Origin of the sequence: Azohydromonas aeria, assembly GCF_009760915.1 — a bacterium.
Classification (GTDB): domain Bacteria; phylum Pseudomonadota; class Gammaproteobacteria; order Burkholderiales; family Burkholderiaceae_C; genus Azohydromonas; species Azohydromonas aeria.
The window spans coordinates 1-20,463 of sequence record NZ_VIDQ01000053.1; the positions used below are offsets into that span (position 1 = coordinate 1).

Annotated in this window: 14 protein-coding genes; 6 read left to right on the forward strand and 8 right to left on the reverse strand. The window is 72.5% G+C overall.

Features of this window, described 5'->3' with window-relative positions:
- Positions 1–1,281: replication initiation protein (locus FJ694_RS24630; protein ID WP_157269969.1), on the reverse strand; the 1,281-nt coding region annotated here is incomplete at its 3' end.
- A gap of 918 nt (positions 1,282–2,199) precedes the next feature.
- Between FJ694_RS24630 and FJ694_RS24635 the strand changes: the two genes are divergently transcribed.
- Both FJ694_RS24635 and FJ694_RS24640 read left to right on the forward strand, forming a co-directional pair.
- A complete protein-coding gene (locus FJ694_RS24635; RefSeq protein WP_157269970.1) occupies positions 2,200–3,459 on the forward strand; it encodes an AAA family ATPase in 1,260 nt (419 codons plus the stop codon).
- A gap of 20 nt (positions 3,460–3,479) precedes the next feature.
- A complete protein-coding gene (locus FJ694_RS24640) occupies positions 3,480–4,442 on the forward strand; it encodes a ParB/RepB/Spo0J family partition protein (protein ID WP_157269971.1) in 963 nt (320 codons plus the stop codon).
- Positions 4,443–4,602: 160 nt separating this feature from the next.
- Here the strand turns inward: FJ694_RS24640 and FJ694_RS24645 are convergent, their stop codons facing one another.
- Positions 4,603–5,328, reverse strand: a complete 726-nt coding sequence (locus FJ694_RS24645) for a hypothetical protein (protein ID WP_157269972.1) — start codon at positions 5,326–5,328, stop codon at positions 4,603–4,605.
- Between the two features lie 134 nt (positions 5,329–5,462).
- Here FJ694_RS24645 and serA point away from each other — a divergent pair, with 134 nt between their 5' ends.
- From serA to FJ694_RS24665, 4 genes are all read left to right on the forward strand, one after another.
- Positions 5,463–6,734 carry a phosphoglycerate dehydrogenase gene (serA, locus tag FJ694_RS24650; RefSeq protein ID WP_157269973.1) on the forward strand — a complete coding sequence of 424 codons (1,272 nt, stop codon included), beginning with the start codon at positions 5,463–5,465 and terminating at the stop codon, positions 6,732–6,734.
- 320 nt (positions 6,735–7,054) lie between these two features.
- Positions 7,055–8,404 (forward strand): L-fucose:H+ symporter permease, encoded by a 1,350-nt coding sequence (gene fucP / locus FJ694_RS24655; RefSeq protein WP_157269974.1) that lies wholly within the window; start codon positions 7,055–7,057, stop codon positions 8,402–8,404.
- A 79-nt stretch (positions 8,405–8,483) separates the two neighbouring features.
- The gene (locus FJ694_RS24660; protein WP_157269975.1) at positions 8,484–9,065 is read left to right on the forward strand and encodes an LOG family protein; all 582 of its coding nucleotides are present in this window, start codon (positions 8,484–8,486) and stop codon (positions 9,063–9,065) included.
- Positions 9,041–12,193, forward strand: coding sequence for a hybrid sensor histidine kinase/response regulator (locus FJ694_RS24665; RefSeq protein ID WP_157269976.1), 3,153 nt, complete (start codon positions 9,041–9,043; stop codon positions 12,191–12,193). The genes FJ694_RS24660 and FJ694_RS24665 overlap by 25 nt, the downstream gene beginning before the upstream one ends.
- Before the next feature lie 10 nt (positions 12,194–12,203).
- Here FJ694_RS24665 and FJ694_RS24670 read toward each other — a convergent pair whose 3' ends face one another.
- The 6 genes from FJ694_RS24670 to FJ694_RS24695 form a co-directional block, all read right to left on the reverse strand.
- The gene (locus FJ694_RS24670) at positions 12,204–13,811 is read right to left on the reverse strand and encodes a galactose oxidase early set domain-containing protein (protein ID WP_198320975.1); all 1,608 of its coding nucleotides are present in this window, start codon (positions 13,809–13,811) and stop codon (positions 12,204–12,206) included.
- Positions 13,812–13,885: 74 nt separating this feature from the next.
- A complete protein-coding gene (locus FJ694_RS24675) occupies positions 13,886–15,172 on the reverse strand; it encodes a lipopolysaccharide biosynthesis protein (protein ID WP_157269978.1) in 1,287 nt (428 codons plus the stop codon).
- Between the two features lie 32 nt (positions 15,173–15,204).
- Positions 15,205–16,161 (reverse strand): glycosyltransferase family 2 protein, encoded by a 957-nt coding sequence (locus FJ694_RS24680; protein ID WP_157269979.1) that lies wholly within the window; start codon positions 16,159–16,161, stop codon positions 15,205–15,207.
- Entirely contained in the window at positions 16,158–17,246 is a 1,089-nt protein-coding gene (locus tag FJ694_RS24685; protein ID WP_157269980.1) for a glycosyltransferase family 4 protein, read from the reverse strand. The genes FJ694_RS24680 and FJ694_RS24685 overlap by 4 nt, the downstream gene beginning before the upstream one ends.
- Entirely contained in the window at positions 17,243–19,252 is a 2,010-nt protein-coding gene (locus FJ694_RS24690; RefSeq protein ID WP_157269981.1) for a glycosyl hydrolase family 28-related protein, read from the reverse strand. Before FJ694_RS24690 ends, FJ694_RS24685 begins: the two co-directional genes overlap by 4 nt.
- Complete coding sequence (locus tag FJ694_RS24695) at positions 19,249–20,460, reverse strand: glycosyltransferase family 4 protein (RefSeq protein ID WP_157269982.1); 1,212 nt, start codon at positions 20,458–20,460, stop codon at positions 19,249–19,251. The genes FJ694_RS24690 and FJ694_RS24695 overlap by 4 nt, the downstream gene beginning before the upstream one ends.
- Positions 20,461–20,463 lie beyond the last annotated feature (3 nt).

Below are 20,463 nucleotides of genomic sequence, written 5' to 3' on the forward strand. Positions count from 1 at the left end.
CGGCAGCGGCGGCACGGCGGCGGCCCCGGCCCCGGGCGCTGCGGCCGCGGGTGCTGGTGCCGGCGTGGACACGGGCGCCGGTGCCGGCGCCGCGGCGGCCTGCGGCACGGCCGGCACCCGCGCCTGCGCGGCCGGCCTGGGCGCGGCATCGGGCACGTCCGGGAACTCGCCGCTGAAGGCGCCGCTCTCCAGCCCCTGCGCCACGACGGTGTGCAGGTAGGCCGGGATGCTCTTCACTTCGCCGAGCTGCTCGCTTTTGTGCAGGCGGCGCTCGACGGTCTCGATCACCTTAAGGCGGTCCGCGGCCGTGAGCCGCTCCAGCAGCCGCGCGCCTTCCGTGCCGCTCACGCCCCACTGCGCCAGGCGCTCGAGCTGCCACTGCTCGACGTCGGCCGGCGCGCGCAGCGCCTTGCGCCGCGCCTTGACGACGAACTGCAGGTCGGTCGTGAAGCGCCCGGCCTTGGCGACGTGGTAGTCGATGCTGAACTTGTCCTGTTCCTTGTTCACCTCGCGCACGGCCGGATCCAGCACGTCGCGCTTGAAGTACTTCCACTCCGGCGCCTTGCTCCTGGCGCCGCCTTCGCGGCCGCGGCTGGTGAGGATGTGGTGCCACTCGGTCCAGTGCAGCCGCGCCGACAGGCCGTTGGGACTGGAGAGGTAGCGCTCGCCGATCTCGTAGAGCACGAGACCGCCCACGGTGCGAAAGCGCCGCTGGATCTCCAGCGAGATCAGCGAATAGACCTCGGGCTTGAGGATGTAGGGCCGCACCGCCGGGTGGAAGTCGAACACCAGCGTCGGCCCCTCGCCGGGCTGCTTGCGGATGGAGGCGTAGCTCAGCAGCGTGGCGCTCTCCCAGCGGTAGGACTCGCGCTGGGCGAAGCTCTTCGGGCTGTCGCCCCAGTTCACGGCGATGGTCTGCAGCTCGGTCAGCGTGGTGGCCAGCACCTCCATGTTCTTGCTGTCGAAGCCGCTGAGCTTCTTGAGCAGCGCCACCGGCATCTCGTACATGTTGTCCGCGTTCGGACTGTTGACCTGCGCGTACTTGACCAGGCAGTTCCAGAAGCGCCGGCCCAGCAGCGTGGCCTTGCCCTTGGTCACGCGCAGCGCGATGGTCTCCACCGGCTTGACCACCATCGCGCCGCGCGGCTGCGCCAGCGCCGGCAGCGCCGGTGCCGCCACCGGCGGCGCCATCGGCTGCGCCGTGCGCGTGGCCGAGCCACGTCCGCGCCGCGGACTCTTGAGCGGCAGCTCGGCTTGCGAGGGATCGGGCGGCGTCTTCAAGGCGGAGGCTCCAGCAACGGGAGCCGGACTGTGCGTGACAAGTGCGCCCGGGTCAAGCCAACTCACCTGAGCGCCGTGCAGCCGCCAGGCCGCACCGTCAAAGCTGTCACGACTTCCATTTCACGGTCGGGCGCTTGAGGTGTTTGAAGTATCGGAATTGAAGTCCTTGAGGATTGACGCCTCTGCAACCCGTTGTCCGGCAACGGGTTTTCGGACCTCGGGTGAGCGCTTTTGGGTACCTGGGTGAGCTTTCCTGGGGACTGGGGTGAGTGGATATGGAACCTGCTCACGCTTGAGGTGAGCTGTCTTGGGCAGTGGGGTGAGTGGATATGGTCGCCGGCACGCGTCATCGGCCGTGTCCGGACCGTGGGCCGCTGCGGTGCCGTCGCGGCCATCCAGGCCGGCTTCTGGCTGTCCGGGCCTCCATGTAAACCCTGAGTTGCATTCGGCCATGCGCCTGCGTCGAGGTGAGCTTTCTTGGGCACCGGCCGGCGTTGGGGGTGATGAGTTGAGGTGAGCTTTGTTGGGGCCGCGGACAGTGCCGCCGGCGCGTGCTTCAGGTGAGCCGATTTGGGGGCCTAGCACGGCTTGAGGTGAGCGGTTTTGGGGAGACCGGTGCGGCGCCCCGCATTTCCGCGGCGCCGGGGTCAGTCCGACGTCAGCCGGGCCGGCGGCGCGGGCCGCGGTGGAGCGCCTCCAGGGGAGAACGGGCGCCTTGGGTGAGCCGATTTGGGGAGTTGGCCCCCGGAGATCGGGCGCCTGCCCGGGTTGGGGCCCCAGGCATCAGCTGCATCAACCGTCGATTTCGCTTTTCGCTCAAATCGGCGGTCATTTTGTTGTTCAGAAGTGAAGGTGGCGTTCGGTGTGCGCATGCCTGGATTACAGTGCCGCCGTCGATCGAACCAAAAGGAATGGGACATGGAAGTGGCGAATGAGCGGAGCGTGCAGCGCCCGGCCAAGGATGCGGTGACCACCGCCAGCTCGGTGTCGATGGAGGACCTGCAGCAGTTGGGCGAGCGCGTCACCAACCTCAACGAGCGCATCAAGCAGGTCATCTTCCGGCCCGAAGGCATGAAGGCAGCGCCGGTATTCAACGCGGCGCAAGTGGCGGCGCTGTGCGGCCATTCGTACGAGAAGTTCAAGCGGCTGCTGCAGCGTGCCGAGGAGCGCGGGCTGCCCAGCGGCGCGGCGGCCTCGCGCAACCGCACCTTCACGCTGGAGGACGCCCGTGCCTGGGTGCGCGCCGAAGGCTCGATGGTCCACCGCGCCGAAGGCCAGCAGGGCGCCGTCATCACGGTGGGCAACTTCAAGGGCGGCGTGGGCAAGACGGTGCTGAGCATGTCGCTGGCGCAGGGGCTGTCGCTGCGCGGCTACAAGGTGCTCTGCATCGACTACGACCCGCAGGGCTCGCTCACTTCCCTCTTCGGCCTCACGCCCACGGACTTCGACGCCGAGGAGACCGTGATGCCGCTGATGCTGCCGCGCGACCGCGAGGGCGCGCGCTCGACGCTGCAGGAGTCGATCAAGCCCAGCTACTGGGACGGCATCGACCTCGTGCCGGGCAACTCCTCGCTCTTCGCCGGCGAGTTCTTCCTGCCGATCCGGCAGCAGGCGGCGCTGATGAGGAACTCGGTCGAGCCTGACTTCCTGTTCCTGGAGGTGCTGGAGAACGCGCTGCGCCTAGGGCCGCGCGACGAGTACGACTTCATCATCATCGACACCCCGCCGGCGCTGTCGTACCTGACCATGACCACCTACTGGGCCGCCGACGCGCTGCTGGTGCCGCTGCCGCCCGAAGGGCTGGACTTCACCAGCTCCGGCCAATTCTTCTCGATGATGGCTGAGCTTGCCGGCACCGACCGCGGCCTGGCCAGCAAGGTGTACTCGTGGATCGGCGTGGTGCCCAGCAAGGTGGACAACACCAAGCTGCACACCAAGGAGATCCTGAAGTGGATGCAGGACGGCTTCGGCCGCCACCTGCTCAACCTGGAGATTCCGGAGACGGCGGCCGTGCGCGTCGGCGGCATGAGCCTCAACACCGTCTACGACATCGCCAAGTACGTCGGCAGCCAGAAGACGCTGCTGCGCGCGCGCGACGCCTACGACAAGGCCGTGGACTTGGTCGAGCACATGACGCGCAGCACGCTGTGGCGCAACGGCGCCCAGCCGCAGGCCTGATCGAAGCAGGAGCAGTCACCATGGCATCGGGAAAATCGTTGCTCAGCGAGCTGACCTCGCAAATCCTGTCCACGCCGGCGGACGCGCCGCCGCGGCGCAACCGCAGCGTCTCGGCGCCGATCGCGCTGCTGCGCGAAGTCGAGGAGCGCGCCGAGCGCGGCACCCCGCTGCAGCTGCGCCTGGACCAGATCGACGAAGGGCCCTACCACGTCGGTGCGCTCGACCCGGTACGCGTGGCGGCGCTGGCGGAGAACCTGCGCCACAACCCGCAGAGCGCGCCGGTGGTGGTGCGCCGCAAGCGCGACGGCCGCTACGAGCTGATTGCGGGTCGGCACCGCAAGGCGGCCTTCGCGCAACTGGGCCGGGAGGAGATCGCCGCGTCGGTAGTCGCGCTCAGCGACGACGAGGCGGAGCGGCTGGTCTTCTTCGACAACCTGCTCGCGCCCGCGCTCAGCGACTACGAGAAATACCTGGGATTCGCGCAGCGGCAGAAGTCGCGCGGCAGCTCCTACGCCGACCTGGCGCGCGAGTCGGGCTGGAGCAAGTCGCAGGTGGCGCGCTTCTTCTCCTTCGCCCGGTTGCCGGAGGAGGCCATCGAGCTGCTCAAGACCCGGCCCGCGGCGCTGGGCGCCAACGGCGCCGAGAAGCTCGTCGCCTTCGCCAAGGACCATCCCCAGCAGGTGGTGGAGGCGGTGCGCGGCCTGGTCGAGGAACGGCTCACGCAGGACGAGGCGGTGCAGCAGCTGGCACAGCTCGCGACTGCGGCGGCGGCGCCGGCCGAGGCTGGCAAGCGCGCGACGGCAACGCCGGCGGCCGCCGTGGTGGGCACGCAGAAGCTGCGCGTCATGCACCAGGACCGCGTGTTCGCGATGGTGTCGGTGAAGGGCTCGCGCGTGGCCATCAAGCTCAGCGACGAGGGCGAGGCGGAAGGGGCAGTGAACGCGATCATGAATTACTTGCGGCTGCGCACCGAGTCGCAGTAAGCGGCGCGACGCGGCGCGGCGCTTGCGCCCGCGGCCCCTGCCGGTGACGGCAGGGGCCTTTTTTGTGGGCGGGAGGTTTGGAGCCTGCTGATCGTCCCTAGTAGGGACGATCTGAATCTCTCATGGCTGCGAGCTGCAGCCCTTTACCCGATCGTCCCTACTAGGGACGATCCATGTCTTTGCCCGGGACGGCGCCCTGGATCACGTCCCGGACATACGGCCAGTACGGATGCTGCCGTGACATCCCGGGCGTGCCGGCCCAGCCTTCGGGGCCGAGCCGGCCCGGCGCGAACCATTCGTCCACCACGGCGGCCTGCTGCTCCAGGTTCAGTGCCGCCCATGGCGGCGCCAGTCGCTGCGGCGGCCGATAGAAGGCGTCGCCTGCCATGGGGCCGGCCAGCACCCGCCGCGCCAGCCGTGGCCAGTAGTGGCCGTGCGCGATCTGCCAGGCATGGGCCAGCTCGTGCACGAGCAGCTTGCCGGGGCGGTCGTAGCAGGGCGTGCACAGCGCCAGCGCGTCGTCGAAGCCGCGTGGCCCGAGGTTGAGCAGGATGCGGCCGGCAGCGCCCGGGATCACGAACAGCGTGCCGCCGAGCCCGGACAGGTCGGTGACGACGATGCGCCGCGTGTCCGGCAGCGCGGCCGCGAACACCTGCCGGGCCAGGGCGGCCTCGTCGGGACGCAGCGGCCGCTGCCGCACCATGGCGCGACTGGCCACCGCCCCGGCGATCCCGGCCAGGGCCCCCGCGGGCAGGTCTCCCAGCACCCATCCCACCGCGGCGGCCACGGCGCCCGCCAGGGGCGCGAGCCCGGTGCACAGCCCGTGCACCGCCTCCGGCATGCCGCGGCCGCGCGGGCCTGGGGAGTCGAGGGGAAAGCGGGACATGGTGTCGGCAAGGGCCTGGCGTGGAGGTCCTGCATGAGCGGATCGCGTGCCCGCGCCCGCGCCGGCGACGCCTGTCGCCGCACCGGTACATGCCTTGCCCGGCTCCGGGCTTTCCGCCCACCACGCCACTCGCCATGCCCGACACCCTGACCCCGGCCGACGCCGCCACGCCGCCGTCCCCGCGCCTGTCCCTGTCCAAGGACAAGCTGAAGTTCGTGCTGCTCGAAGGCATCCACCCCGGTGCCGTGGAGCTGCTGCGCGCCGACGGCTACGGCAACGTCGTCACCAGCGCCAAGGCGCTGGCCGGGCAGGAGCTGATCGACACGATCGCCGACGCGCATTTCCTGGGCATCCGCTCGCGCACGCTGCTCACCGACGAGGTGCTGGCCGCGGCGCCGAAGCTGGCCGCGATCGGGGCGTTCTGCATCGGCACCAACCAGATCGACCTGAACTCGGCCATGCGCCGCGGCATCCCGGTGTTCAACGCGCCCTTCTCCAATACCCGCAGCGTGGCCGAGCTGGTACTGGCCGAGATCGTGATGCTGCTGCGCGGCATCCCGCACAAGAACGCCGCGCTGCACCGCAACGAGTGGCTCAAGAGCGCGGAGCGTTCCTTCGAGGTGCGCGGCAAGACGCTGGGCATCGTCGGCTACGGCCACATCGGCACGCAGGTCGGCGTGCTGGCCGAGCACTTGGGCATGCGCGTGGTGTTCCACGACATCGAGGCCAAGCTGTCGCTGGGCAACGCGCGCCAGCTCACCTCGCTCGGCGCGCTGCTGGCCGAGAGCGACGTGGTCACGCTGCACGTGCCCGAGACGCCGCAAACGCAGTGGATGATCGGCGCGGCCCAGATCGCGGCCATGAAGCCCGGCGCGCACCTGATCAATGCCTCGCGCGGCACGGTGGTGGACATCGACGCGCTGGCCGCCGCGCTGGCATCGGGGCACCTGCACGGCGCGGCCATCGACGTCTTCCCGCAGGAGCCCAAGGGCAACGACACCTCGTTCCGCTCGCCGCTGACGGCCTTCGACAACGTGCTGCTGACGCCGCACATCGGCGGCTCCACTGCCGAGGCGCAGGCCAGCATCGGCATCGAGGTCGCCTCCAAGCTGCTGCGCTACAGCAACAACGGCTCCACCGCCACCGCCGTCAACTTCCCCGAGGTGACGCTGCCCGAGCACACCGGCCGCTGCCGGCTGCTGCACATCCACCGCAACGTGCCGGGCGTGATGGCCGCCGTCAACGAGCGCTTCTCGCGCGCCGGCATCAACATCGCCGCGCAGTACCTGCGCACCAACGACGAGGTCGGCTACGTCGTCATCGACGTCGAGGCCGACGCCAGCAAGGTGGCGCTGGAACAGATGTGCAGCGTCGAAGGCACCATCCGCTGCCGCACGCTGTACTGACGCCGCTGAGGCGCTGAACCGTTGACCTGGCGGACCGAGCGGCGCTGACCGGCAAGGCAGGGGCGCCGTGGGACCGGCCTGGGAAAGCCGGGCACAAGTCCTTGCCGGCACGGGCCGGCGCCCAGTGCCACGCCGAAGCTCCGGATTCGACGCTGGAAATTTGACAGAAGATTATTACTATTATCGGTTGGCCATTATTGCTCCGCGGTGCCTGGCTCGGGAAGGAAAAGCAGGGCGGGTCCTGGCCCGTCCAGCGGGCCGGGCCCGGGCGGGCAGGCTGGTTGCCCCCGGGGCCATCCCCTTTCTTCCGGAGCCGCTTCATGGTCCAGCTCGATACCGCCACGGCCGGCGCTACCGCCCGGCCGGGCATGCCGGGGCAGCGCTACACGGTCCCGCTGGCCGTGCTCACGTCGCTGTTCTTCATGTGGGGCTTCATCACCGCGCTCAACGACATCCTGATTCCGCACCTGCGCGCCGTGTTCACGCTCAGCTACGTGCAGGCGATGCTGGTGCAGTTCTGCTTCTTCGCGGCCTACCTGGTGGTGTCGGTGCCGGCCGGGCACGTGGTGCGGCGCCTGGGCTACCAGCGCGGCATCGTGATCGGCCTGGTGACGGCGGGCCTGGGCTGCCTGCTGTTCCACCCCGCTGCCGGCCAGGCGTCGTACCCCTTCTTCCTCGGCGCGCTGTTCATCCTGGCCTCGGGCATCACGCTGCTGCAGGTGGCGGCCAATCCGTACGTCACGGTGCTGGGCGCGCCGGAGACCGCCTCGGCGCGGCTGAACCTGACGCAGGCCTTCAATTCGCTGGGCACGACGCTGGCGCCGTTCTTCGGCTCGGTGCTGATCCTGGCGGTGGCCGTGCGCCCAGCCGCGGAGGTGCAGCGCATGGACGCCGCGCAGCGCGCCGCCTACGCGGCGGAGCAGGCGTCCTCGGTGCAGCTGCCCTACCTGGGCCTGGCGGCGGTGCTGTTCGCGATCGCGGTGGTGATCGCGCTGTCGAAGCTGCCCGCGATCGAGGCGCCCGCTGAGCCGGCGGCGTCACGGGGCGCAGGCGCGGGCGCACGGCTGCAGCGCGACAGCGCCTGGCAGTACCGGCACCTGGTGCTGGGCGCGCTGGGCATCTTCCTGTACGTGGGCGCGGAAGTGTCGATCGGCAGCTTCCTGGTCAACTTCATGGCGCAGCCGGAAGTCGCCGGGCTGTCCGAGGAGGTGGCGGCGCGCTACCTGTCGCTGTACTGGGGCGGGGCGATGGTGGGGCGCTTCATCGGCGCCGCGCTGCTCAAGAAGGTGCGCCCCGGGCGGCTGCTCGCCTTCAACGCGCTGGTGGTGTCGCTGCTGCTGGTGGCGGCGATGCTGGTGGCCGGGCGCACGGCGATGTGGGCGCTGCTGGCCATCGGCCTGTTCAACTCCATCATGTTCCCGACCATCTTCAGCCTGGCCATCGAGGGGCTGGGTCGCCACACCGGCGAGGGCTCGGGCATCGTGTGCATGGCCATCGTCGGCGGCGCCATCGTGCCGGTCGTGATGGGCTTCTTCGCCGACCGGCTCGGCCTGCTGCCCGCCTTCTTCGTGCCGGTGCTGTGCTACCTCTACATCGCCTGGTACGGCGTGAAGGGCCATGCGGCGGACGCCGCCGCGGCGGCATCGGCGCCGGCACGGCGTTGGGATTGACTTGGGGCGCAGGCCCCGGCGCGGGCGTCGCTCAGAATGGGCCTGTCATCCTGAATCACGACAACGAGGAGAAGGGCCCATGAGAAGCGTGGCCGTGTTCTGCGGCTCGAACTTCGGCGCGTCGCCGGCCTATGCCGAAGGGGCCGCGGCGCTGGGCCGCGAGATCGCCGCGCGCGGGCTGCGGCTGGTCTACGGCGGCACGAACAAGGGGCTGATGGGCGTGGTGGCCGACGCGGTGCTGGACGCCGGCGGCAGCGTGGTGGGCGTCATCAACCAGCGGCTGCATGCGCGCGGGCACCTGCACCCGCGGCTGGGCCTGCACGAGGTGGTGGCCAGCATGGGCGAGCGCAAGCGCCGCATGGCCGAGCTGGCCGACGCCTTCGTCGCGCTGCCCGGCGGCCTGGGCACGCTGGAGGAGCTGTTCGAGGCCGCCACGCTGACGCAGCTGGGCGAGCACGCCAAGGCCTGCGGCGCGCTCAACCTGCGCGGCTACTACGAGCCGCTGCGCGCGCTGCTGGGCCACGCCGCCGCGGAAGGCTTCATGCGCGCGGAGCACCGCGACATGCTGGTCATCGAATCCGACCCGGCCCGGCTGCTGGACGCGCTGGCGGCCTGGACCGCGCCGACGGTGGACAAGTGGATCGGCCAGCCCGGCGCCTGAAGCCGCTGCCGCGCAAGGCGCCGCGCGGCCGTGCCGGCACGGGCCGCCTGCAGTCCTGCGCGGCGCGGCGCGAGCCCGTGTCCGGTGCGGCGCAGCGGCGCCAGCACGAGCTGCTGCGCCACGCGCCGGGCTTCGTCGCGGTGCTGCGCGGGCCGCGCCACGTGCTGGAGTTCGCCAACGAGTCGCTGCTGCAGCTGTTCCTGCGCGACGAGCGCATCGTCGGCATGACGCTGCGCGAGGCCTTTCCCGAGCTGCAGGGGCAGGGCTGGTTCGAGCTGCTCGACGCGGTGTACCGCCAGGGCGAGCGCCGTATCGCACGCGGCATGCCGCTGGCGCTGAGCGCCGCGCCGGGCGCCCCGGTGCTGGAGCTGCGGCTGGACCTGGCCTGCGAGCCGATCCGCGACGCCGCCGGCGCCGTGACGGGCGTCTTCTGCACCGGGCAGGACGTCACCGAGATCCTGGCCGCGCAGCAGGTGCTGGTGCATGCCGAGGAGCAGCTGCGCCTGGCCACCGACGCGGCCGAGGTCGGCTTCTGGGACGTGGACCCGGACAGCGGCGTGGTGCAGTGGCCCGCGCGCGTGAAGGCCATGTTCGGGCTGGCCGAGGACGCGCCGGTGACGATGGACGATTTCTTCGCCGGGCTGCACCCGGACGACCGCGAGCGCGTGCGCGACGCCTTCGCCGCGGCCTGCGACCCGGCCCGGCGCGCGCCCTACGACGTCGAGTACCGCACCATCGGGCGCCTGGATGGCGTGCTGCGCTGGGTGGCGGCCAAGGGCCGCGCCCTGTTCTCGGCCGACGGGCGCTGCACGCGGGTGCTGGGCACCGCGCTGGACATCACGGCGCGCAAGGCGGCACAGGAAGCGCTGCGCCGCATGGACGAGCGCTCGGCGCTGCTGCAGGCCATCAGCGACGTCTCGCCCGACGCCATCTTCGCCAAGGACCGCGCAGGCCGCCTGCTCTTCGCCAATCCCGCCACGCTGGCGCTGGTGGGCAAGCCGGCGGACCGCGTCATCGGCCATACCGACGCCGAGTTCCTCGACGACGCGGCCGCGGCGCGGCTGGTCATGGACAACGACCGGCATGTCATGGAGGGCGCCCGGGCGCAGGAGATCGAGGAGCCGCTGCCGCATCCCGACGGCTCCCTGCGCGTGTGGCTGTCGCGCAAGATGCCGCTGCGCGACGCCGCCGGCGCGGTGGTGGGGCTGCTGGGCGTGTCACGCGACATCACCGAACGCAAGCGCCTGGAGCGCGAGCTGCAGGACTCCAAGGACGCGCTGCAGCGCATCCTCGACAGCATCACCGACGGCCTGGCCGTGCTCGACGCGCAGTGGCGCTACACCTACTTCAACCAGCAGGGCGCACGCATGCTGGGGCTGCGCAGCGAGGACCTGATCGGCCGCTGCCTGTGGGAGCTGTTCCCCCATGCCGAGGCCACGCTGTTCGGCCGCGAATACCGGCGCGCCATGGACACGGGCAAGCCGACGCATTTCGAGGAGTTCTATCCCGCGCCGCTGGAGCGCTGGCTCGAGTGCCACTGCTACCCGTCGGCCGACGGGCTGTCGGTGTTCTTCCGCGGCGTCACGGACCGGCACCGCGCCGAGGCCGCGCGCCAGGCCAGCGAGCAGCGGCTGCGCCGCGTCTTCGAGCTCAACCCGATCGGCCTGGTCACCGGCGACGCGACCGGTCGCATCCACGAGGCCAACGACGCCTTCCTGCGCCTGGTGGGCATGACGCGCGAGGACCTGCGCCAGGGCCGCGTGCGCTGGGATGCGCTCACGCCGCCGGAGCACCTGGAAGCCGACTGGCGAGCGCTGGCCCAGGTGCGGCGCGACGGCATCTCCGCCATCTACGAGAAGGAGTACCTGCGCCCCGGCGACGGCCGGCGCGTGCCGGTGATGCTGGCGACCTGCCTGTTCGACAGCGAGAGCCCGGGCGAGGACGCCGGCAGCGAGGCGCTGCTGGCCTTCGTCATCGACATCTCGGCGCGCAAGCAGGCGGAGGAGGCGCTGCGCCAGTCGGACCGGCGCAAGGACGAGTTCCTGGCCACGCTGGCGCACGAGCTGCGCAACCCGCTGGCGCCGCTGCGCAACGCGGCGCAGCTGCTGGCCGCGCCGGCGCTGCGCGCCGACCAGCTGCGCTGGGTCCAGCGTCTGATCGAGCGCCAGGTCGGCCACATGGCGCGGCTGCTCGACGACCTGCTGGACCTGGCGCGCATCAGCCAGGGCAAGCTGCACCTGAAGAAGGAGCGCGTCACGCTGGCCGCCATCGTCGAGCCGGCGGTGGAGGCGGTGCGCCCGCTGATCGAGGGCAAGCGCCACGCGCTCACGCTCGCGCTGGAGGCGGCGCAGCCCGAAGCGCTGGTGCTGGAGGCCGACGCGGTGCGGCTGGCGCAGGTGCTGTCCAACCTGCTGGCCAATGCCGCCAAGTACACCGACGCGGGCGGGCACCTCTTGCTGTCGGCGCGGCGCGAGGCGGATGCGCTGGTGCTGGAAGTCAGCGACGACGGCATCGGGCTGCCCGTGGAGGCGCGCTCGCGCATCTTCGAGATGTTCGGCCAGCTGGAGTCGGGCGCGGGGCGCAGCGAGGGCGGGCTGGGCATCGGGCTGGCGCTGGTGGCGGGCATCGTCGAGCTGCACGGCGGTCAGGTCGGCGTGGACAGCGCGGGCCCCGGCCAGGGCAGCCGCTTCACGGTGCGGCTGCCGCTGCAGGCGCTGCCCGACGCGCCGGCGCCGGCGCCGGCCGTGGCCCAGCCGCGCCCGGGCCTGCGCGTGCTGGTGGCCGACGACAACGAGGACGCGGCGCAGACGCTGGCGCTGCTGCTGTCGTTCCAGGGCTGCGAGACGCGCGTGGCGCTGTCGGGCGCGGCGGCGGTGGAGACGGCGCTGCGCTGGCCGCCCGACGCGGCGGTGCTCGACATCGGCATGCCCGGGCTCGACGGCCATGCCGTGGCGCAGGCGTTGCGCGCGCAACCGGACGGCGCACGGCTGCTGCTGGTGGCGCTCACCGGCTGGGGCCAGGACGCCGACCGCCGTAAGTCGGCCGCCGCCGGCTTCGACCACCACCTCACCAAGCCGGTGGACGTGCCGCGGCTGCTGGCGCTGCTGGCCGCGCTGCGCGGGGAATGACGGCCGGTTCTCAGCCCGCCATCGCCGGGTTCGTCACCAGCAGCGTGTGTCCCATGGACGGCACGCCGTGGTCGTCGAAGACGAACACCAGCCAGTAGCCCGGGGGCAGCTGGTTGACGTCCGCGGGCAGCGTGGCGCGCAGCCCGGTGCCTTCCTGCCTGAAGTCCAGCGCCATGAAGCGCTGCTCGTGGTTGAAGCTGTGCGTGACCGAGCCGCTGCGCACCAGCGTCAGCCGCGTGGCCTTCACGCCGGGCGCCACGTCCACGCGCAGCTCGGCGCCGGCGGCCAGTTGCGCCGGTGCGCGCGCCACGGCCGGGCGCGGCGCGAAGCGGCCCGAGCCGTCGCGCAGGAACAGGTAGGGTGGAAAGTACATCTCGCCGTTGAGCTGGCTCAGCGGCCCCGGCGCGCCGCCGCCGCCGGTGACCACGCTGCCGTCGGGCAGCAGCATCGAGGCCGAGTGGTAGAGCCGGGCCTGCGCGGCCTGGGCGGCTGGCGTCCACTGGCCCGTGTCGGGGTTCCAGATCTCGGAGCCGTAGTGCTCGTCGCCCAGCGCGTTGGGCGTGACGGAGCCGCCGTTGAGCCAGACCCGCCCGTCGGCCAGCACCGTGGCGTTGCCCCACTGGCGGTCCAGGCCGGGCGAGCCGGTGGGCTGCACCACCGGCTGCTCCCCGTTGATGTCGAGCACCACCGCGCGCCGCTGCTCGCCCAGCGCCAGGATGCGCCCGGGCGCGAACATCGCCGCGGGCAGCCGCTCGTTCGACGGCGGGGCCGTCACCGCCAGCTCGCGCAGCCGGCCCCGGCCGCGCGGATCGAGCCGGAAGAGGTGGCCGTCGTGCGCCAGGATGACCAGGTCCCCGGCCGGCGCCAGCCAGGCGCGCGGGTAGAAGAAGCTCTCGCGGCGGCTGCCGTAGGCGGCGTTGCTGGCGGCGTCCGTGAGCGTGCGCCAGCCGCTGCCCGGGGTGTAGACCTCGGGCGTGCTGGCGAAGGCGCGCTCCCAGAAGGTCCAGCGGCTGCCCGAGTTGCGGATGCGCCCGCCCAGCACCACGCGGTCGCCCGAAGGCAGCACCACCAGCGTCGGGTACCAGCGCTTGTAGGCCATGCCCTCGGCCTTGCGCAGCGCGTTGCTGCGCGGATCGAAGACGTTCATGTCGGCGTTGCCGTTGTTGAGCGGCTGGCCGCCGTACTCGTCGCCGCCCAGCAGCGCCACCGTGCCGTCGGGCAGCAGCGACTGCGCGGCGCAGAAGAGGTCGGTGCCGGTCTGGTTGGGCAGCGTCAGGAAGGCCTCGCTGCCGCCGCCGGCCTTCGGGTCCCAGACCGTGTAGTGCAGGGCCGCGCCCTGGCGGCCCTTCACGTCGGTGCCGTAGGCCATCACCCGCTGGTCGGGCAACAGCACCATGTGGATCGGCATCACCGGCCACGCGAAGGTGGGCCCGAACGCGCCCTCGACATGCGCGCGCGGCCCGCCCCGCGCCGGCGCCAGCGGCCCCAGGCTGCTCACCGCGCCTTGCGGCACGGCATGCGTTTCCTGCTGCTCGGTATTGCCGTGGCACCCTGCCAGTTGCGCTCCGAGCAACGTCAGCGCGCCGTAACCCAGGGCGCGGGCGAGCAGGTGTTTCATCGGTGGTGACTCTCGACGCTTGAGGATGGGCCCGGGAAACCGGCTCCCGAAAGGCGGGACTGCCGCGCTGCCGTTCATGGCCGGGCTCCGCGCGACATGGCGATGGCCGCGTGCAGGTAGATGCCGAAGGTGACCGCGCCCAGCACCAGATGCACGGCGGCCAGGATCTGCAGCATTGGCGCCGCACCGAGGGATTGCTGGTGGCCGATCAGCACGACCGCGGCCGTGGCCGCGGCGCGCACCACCGACAGGACGGAGTCCAGGCCCTGCCGCTCGCCGAGCTGCAGGATGTGGGAAACCGCCGACAGGGCCGCCGTGGGCGCGATCACCCAGGCCATGGCCTGGATGAAGGGCACCGCCGCGGCCCAGGCCGCGCCGAACACCGGCGCCACCACCCAGGGCGCGGCGATCGTCACGGCCGCCGCCCAGGCCGCGGCCAGCGCCGCCTGGCCCGCCACGGCGCGCCGGAAGGCGGGCAGGATGCCGGCCCGGTCGCCGTTGAGCGACTGGCCCACCTGGCTGACGAACACCGGCACCAGAGACGTGCTCACCAGCAGCAGCGGCCGGCCCACCAGGCGCTCGGCCAGGAACACGTAGCCGCCGACCACCGGGTCCCACCACACCGCCAGCACGAAGGGCAGTGACCAGCGCGTGGCGATGCCCAGCGACGCGGACCAGCTGCCCAGCAGCATGCAGCGCCTCTCCCGGCGGGCGATTCCGGCCAGCTGGCGCACGCCCGGCAGCGTCCGCTGCGTGCCGCGGCGCCACAGCTGCCGGGCCAGCTTGCCGATGCCGGCGCCCTGGTTGAGCAGGAAACCCAGCAGCAGCCCCACCGGGCCGGCCCCTGCCAGGCCGAGCGCGATCTGCGCCCCCACGCCCGTGACGGCCTGGTTCAGCTTGGACACCGACAGCGCCTCGAACAGCTTGCGCCGGCTGACCTCCATGGCCAGGACCTCGTAGACCCCGCTGAAGGCCAGCCCCAGGGGCACGAAGTACCACCAGGCGCCCAGGACCGACAGCCCGGCAGGCTGGCCCTGGCGCACGGCCCACCACGTCAGCGCGCCGAACAGCGTCGCCATCGCCACGATCACCACCAGGCACAGGCACAGCCGGTCCACGGCTTCCCGCTCATCCGGTGCCCGGGCCACGGCCAGCTCCAGCCGCCCCGTGGTCATGGGCATGAAGACCATGACGAGCGCGGCGACGGCGCCCATCACGCCGAACTCGGCAGGCGAGTACAGCCGCGTCAGCACCGGCGCCAGCAGCACGCTCAGGCTTTGCGCCAGGACGTTGGCCACCAGCAGCAGCAGGGCGGGCCGCCGCTGGAAACGCATGCGCAACGAAGCTGCCAGCTCGCTCATGGTGGTTGGCTCGATCCCGGGTTCAGTTCAGTTCAGGTCAGGCAGCCCGGCGGCGTGCGGCGCCGGGCGCGGCCCAGCCGCCGCTGCCCCCATTGCAGCGCCCGCGCGCCCAGCTCGCGCAGCACCCGGGCACGCTGGCGCGGCGTCAGGTGCCGCCACAGGAACCGCCACAGCGTCGCCCAGGCGCCCGACGCGCGGGCCGCCGCGAACAGCTCCTTGCCGACGTAGGCGGTGATCGCGCCGTCCGACAGCCGGGCGCGGTTGGCCAGCAGCCAGCGGGCGCAGAAGTCGAAGGTGCCGCCCTTGGCCGCGTTGCTGCCGCGCTGGTACCACCAGGACAGGGGCTGGTCCAGGTGGTGGAAGGTCGCGCCGTGCTCGGCCAGGCGCATGCAGTGGTCGTAGTCCTGGTGGCGCGGCAGGGCCGGGTCCTGGAGCACGCGCTGGGCCAGCGGCCGCGGCAGCAGCAGCGAGCTCGACTGCGCCCCGCCGCCGAAGCTGAGCACGAACTCCGCGATGGGCTCGCCGCGGTACGGCCGCGAGGGCAGCGGGTGGGCGTCGAGGCGGTCCTCGGTGCAGCCGAGCACCGTCGAGAACAGCACGAAGTCGCCGCCCAGCCGCCGCTGCTCGATGAAGCCGAAGTAGGCCGGCAGCTTGTCGGGGAACCATTCGTCGTCGTCGTCCAGGAACGCGACGTAGTCGCCCTGGGCGCTGAGCACGCCGCAATTGCGCGCGATGGCCCCGTTGCTGCGCTGGCCGCTGTCCATCAGGCGCAGCGGGAAATGGGCCACGTAGCGCTCCACCAGGGCGGTGGCCATCGCGACGTAGGGCGCCGGGCTGTTGCTGAACACCACGATGGCCTCGCGGATGAAGCCGGCGCCCGGGATCAGCGAGTCCAGGGCCCGCTGCAGCGTGTCGCGCCCGTCCCTGGACGGGATGACGACGCTGACGCTGCGCGGCGCCGGCGCGCACGGTTCGAGAGGTGTGCTCATGGGGTGGGGATGCCGTTGACCACCAGGCGCGGTTCCAGCGCGGTGAGCGCGGCCACGAGACGCTGCGCCGAGTGTTCCCAGCTGAAGCGCCGCGCCGGCCCGGGCTCGACCGCGACCGGGGCGGGTGGCTGCTGCAGGGCGTCGAAGGCCGCGGCCCAGGCGTCATCGTCGTCCAGCGGCACCAGGGTCGCGGCGCTGCCCAGCACCTCGCGGTGCGCCGGGATGTCGGATGCGATCACGGGCGCGCCGCACGCCATCGCCTCCAGCGGCGGGATGCCGAAGCCCTCCCACAGCGACGGGTACACGAAGGCGCGGCAGGTCTGGTAGAGCCGCACCAGCTCCCCGATGCCCAGGTAGCCCAGGAAGCTCACCCGCTCCTGCAGCCCGGCGGCGCGCACCTCGCGCTCCAGCTGCTCGCGGTACGCGCCGCGGCACGAGGCGATGAGCAGCCGGTAGCGGCTGCTCCACGCCGGCGCCGCGCGCAGCACCTGCTCCAGGTTCTTGTGCGGGTAGGCCGCGCCGACGGCCAGCAGGAAGGGCTCGCGCGCGGTGCCCGGCGGCGGCGGCCGGAACACGGTGCGGTCCACGCCGTTGGGCACGACGTGGATCGACTCCAGCGGCACGCCGTAGGCTTCGTGGATGTCGTTGCGCGAGGTCTGCGACACCGTCACCACGCCGCGGCAGCGGCGCAGCTGGCGCGGCAGCACGTGGCGGAAGTACAGGTACTGCGCCGGGTGCTGGCGCGGAAAGCGCAGCGCGATGAGGTCGTGCAGCGTGAGCACCTGGCCTTTGCCCTGCCCCAGCCCGTGGTGCGTGGGCGAGTACACCAGCCGCTCGGCGCCGCGGGTGTGCCGGGCGTCCCAGCGGCGCGACCAGCGCCAGCGGCGCCACGCCGCGCCGCGGCTGGCGCCCAGCACGATGTCCGCCGGCGAATGCGCCACCACGACGCCGCCGCCGTGGTACGAGGGCGGCGCCACGACCTCGGCCTCGAAGGCCCGGCAGGCGGCCTGGGCGCAGTGCTGGGCATAGACGCCCAGCCCGGTGGGCTGAGGGCCGAGCGTGGACAGGTTCATCAGCAGCTTCACCGGGTGCTCTCCTGGCTGGTGGAAGTCGTGGCCGGCACCGCCGGCGGCGGCGGCCAGGTGACGCCGGGCACCATGCGCGCCAGGGTGCGTGCCGGCAGCTGCGCCGCGCGCAGCGTCGGGCCGCCGGGCTGCGAGATGTGGACGGCATAGACGCGGTCGGCCAGGTAGGCCGACTCGGCGTAGGCGAGGAACATGCGGCCGCTGGGCTGGTTGATGAAGGCGGGCAGGGCCGGGACGGGTGCATTCACCACGTACAGCAGCCCGCCCAGCACCTCGGTCCGCGCGCCGGCCCCGTTCTCGATGATGGTGGCGTTCTGCTCGGTCTTGAGGCCCAGGATCCACAGCGGCGCCGACTGGTTGGCGATGCGCACGTTGGGGCCCTCGGTGTCGAGCTGGCGGGCCCAAATGCCGGCGCTGCCCTGGAACCTCATGCTGCCGCAGCAGGTGTTCTCGATGAACAGGCGCCCGCCGGACGCGCCGCGCAGCACGGCCTGCACGCCGTAGGTGATCAGGTCCTGCAGCACCAGCGTGCGCGCGCCGACGTGCTCGACGCCCAGCTGCGGCCCGCGCCCGGCGTTGTCCAGGGCCACGCGCTCGATGCTCAGCGGCTCGCCCGTGCCGGTGACGCGGAACATGCCGGTCTCGGGCGTGAAGCGGGCCGCGCGCCGCCCGATGGTGAAGGAGGAGAACATGCCGACGACGCGGCGCACCTGCTGCGGCACCTCGATGGCGTCGCTGATCACGTACTTGCCCGAAGGGAAGTACACGACCTCGGCGCCCGAGGCCATGGCGGCGCGGATGGCGGGCGTGGCGTCCTCGCCCGAGTCGGGCTTGGCGCCGTAGCGGACCACGTTGGCCCAGCGCGCCTGCTGCGGTGTCCACACCGGTGCCGCGAGCGCCGGCAGGGTGGCGGCGGCGCTGAAGTTCGACAGCCGCTGCGCGCCGAAGTAGGCGCCGGCCGTGGCGGCGGCCAGCCCGCCCGCGAGGCGGCTGCTCGCCGTGACGCCCTGCAGCGCCGCCTGGCCGAGCAGCACGTAGCCCTGGTTGGCGAGCCAGCCGCCGGTCGAGCCCGCGGGCACGGTGACGTTGAGCTGCTGGGCCACGACCAGGCCTTCGGGCGCGGTGTTGGCCAGCGCCAGCGGACTGCCGCTGATGGTCACGTCATGCATCGACACGACGTTGCCCTCGTTGCGGATCGCCACTTCCGTCTGGCCGCGCAGCACCAGGCGCTGCAGCGTGACGCCGTACTCGCGGTGGCGCACCGCCACGCCGCGCGCGAAGCCGTCGATGCTCACGTCCGACACCAGCAGCGGGCCGGGCCAGCGCCGCTCCATCGACAGCGCGGTGTGGCCGCTGCCCGGCGGCGCCACCAGCCGCACGCGGCGCACCGCGCCGACGTTGCTGGCGATGTAGTCCAGCGCCACGGCCCCCGGGTTGCCGCTGCCCACGTCGATGGTGAGGTCCTCGATGTAGTTGCCGTAGGCGTCGTTGCCTTCGCCCTTGTTGATGTAGTCCTTGCCCCCGGCCGTCGGGCTGCCCGCGCGCAGGCCCGAGCTGGTGAAGATCATGGCCTTGGGCTGCTGCGCATTGCCGAAGCCCGCGGCCTTGTCGGCCAGGCGCAGGCGCACGCTGTACGCCGACTCGCCCACGAGGCTCATGGAGTGCTGGTAGAGCCCTTGCGCGTCGCGGCTGGCCAGCGTGTCGGTGATGCGGTAGGTGCCCGCCGGGAAGTAGACGATGCGTGCGGGCCAGAACACGGTGCCGTGCTGGGTGCGCGCGGCCGCGATGGCGGCGCGGATGGCGCCGGTGTCGTCGTGGATGCCGTCGCCGCGGGCGCCGAAGTTGCGCACGTTGACGATGTTGCTGTCGGGCGGCAGCTCCTCGGCCGCCGCGGGCCGGGACAGGCCCAGGGACAGCAGCAGCGCCAGCACCAGTACCAGCACCAGGCCCAGGCGCCCCATGGGCGACCCCGCGCACGGCATCACGGCCACGCTTGCGCGCTTCATGCCCGCCGCTCCGCTGCCGCCGCCTCGCACACCTCGACGTGGGCTGCCACGACGCGGGCCATGTCGCCGAACGGCACGGCGCTGGCGCGGGCGCGCTGCTTCCAGGCGGCGAGCCCGCCGGGCTCGGCCGCGAACGCGCGCAGGCCCGTTTCCAGCGCGCCCTCCGTGTCGGGGTCGAACAGCAGGCCGTTGCCGCCGTGGCTCACCATCTCCGGGATGCCGCCGCGGCGGCTGGCCAGCACCGGCACGCCGGACAGCAGCGCCTCGAACACCACGCTGGGCAGCGGGTCGTGCCACAGCGAGGGCACCACGCAGACGTCCACCCGGCGGTAGAAGTCGGCTGCCGGCACCCGGCCCAGGAACTCCACGTCCGCCCCGGCGTGGCGCGCGCGCAGCGCCGCCTCGTAGCCGCGCTCGCCCTCGCCGGCCAGCAGCAGCCGCATGGGCGGCGAGCCCGTCTCCCGCGCCACGCGGGCGAAGGCCTCCAGCAGGCGGCCCACGCCCTTCCACTCGGCCAGCGCACCGATGTAGCCGAAAGTCAGCCCGTGCCCTGGCGCCGCGCCGGGCGCCGGGCCGGCGAGCGGCCAGGCGTTGTGCACCACGCGCTGCACCGGCACCTGCGCGAACACGCCCTGGCGCAGGTGCGCGTCGAGCACGGCGCGGCTGACGCCGATGACCGCATCGATGCGGCTGGAGGCGCCGGAGCGTCCCTGGCGCAGCACGCCGCACGAATTGCAGGGCACCTTGCAATTGCGCCCGTCGCGGAACAGCTGCGAGCGCGGGCACAGGTGGTAGTAGTCGTGCAGCACCTGGACCGTGGGCACGCCGCGCGCGAAGGCCGCCTCCCAGGCCGCCGCCGAGAAGCCGGCCAGGTTGTGGAAGGCCACGGCGTCCGGGCGGAAGTCGTCGATGACCCGGCCCAGGGCCTGGCCCATGGCGCGGTTGCGGCGGTCGCGGGCATGCCAGAGCAGGCGCTGCAGCGGCCCGCGCCGCACGCCGTCGTGGTGCCAGTAGAGGTTGCGCAGCGGCAGCCGCGTCACCTCGACGCCATCGACCACCTCGGTGCTCGCCTCGCTGGCGGCCGTCGTGGTGGCCACCCGCACGGTGTGGCCCCGCGCCAGCATGCCCGCGGCGAGGTTGGCCAGCGTGATCTCCGCGCCCCCGGCCACGTCCGGGGCGTACAGCTTGTTCACGAGGAGGATGCGCATGTG

Bases quoted from the DNA above. Each gene is read 5' to 3' on its own strand.
- FJ694_RS24635 (WP_157269970.1), top strand. From the start codon at position 2,200: ATGGAAGTGGCGAATGAGCGGAGCGTGCAGCGCCCGGCCAAGGATGCG.
- FJ694_RS24640 (WP_157269971.1), top strand. From the start codon at position 3,480: ATGGCATCGGGAAAATCGTTGCTCAGCGAGCTGACCTCGCAAATCCTG.
- FJ694_RS24645 (WP_157269972.1), bottom strand. From the start codon at position 5,328: ATGTCCCGCTTTCCCCTCGACTCCCCAGGCCCGCGCGGCCGCGGCATG.
- serA (WP_157269973.1), top strand. From the start codon at position 5,463: ATGCCCGACACCCTGACCCCGGCCGACGCCGCCACGCCGCCGTCCCCG.
- fucP (WP_157269974.1), top strand. From the start codon at position 7,055: ATGGTCCAGCTCGATACCGCCACGGCCGGCGCTACCGCCCGGCCGGGC.
- FJ694_RS24660 (WP_157269975.1), top strand. From the start codon at position 8,484: ATGAGAAGCGTGGCCGTGTTCTGCGGCTCGAACTTCGGCGCGTCGCCG.
- FJ694_RS24670 (WP_198320975.1), bottom strand. From the start codon at position 13,811: ATGAAACACCTGCTCGCCCGCGCCCTGGGTTACGGCGCGCTGACGTTG.
- FJ694_RS24675 (WP_157269978.1), bottom strand. From the start codon at position 15,172: ATGAGCGAGCTGGCAGCTTCGTTGCGCATGCGTTTCCAGCGGCGGCCC.
- FJ694_RS24680 (WP_157269979.1), bottom strand. From the start codon at position 16,161: ATGAGCACACCTCTCGAACCGTGCGCGCCGGCGCCGCGCAGCGTCAGC.
- FJ694_RS24690 (WP_157269981.1), bottom strand. From the start codon at position 19,252: ATGAAGCGCGCAAGCGTGGCCGTGATGCCGTGCGCGGGGTCGCCCATG.
- FJ694_RS24695 (WP_157269982.1), bottom strand. From the start codon at position 20,460: ATGCGCATCCTCCTCGTGAACAAGCTGTACGCCCCGGACGTGGCCGGG.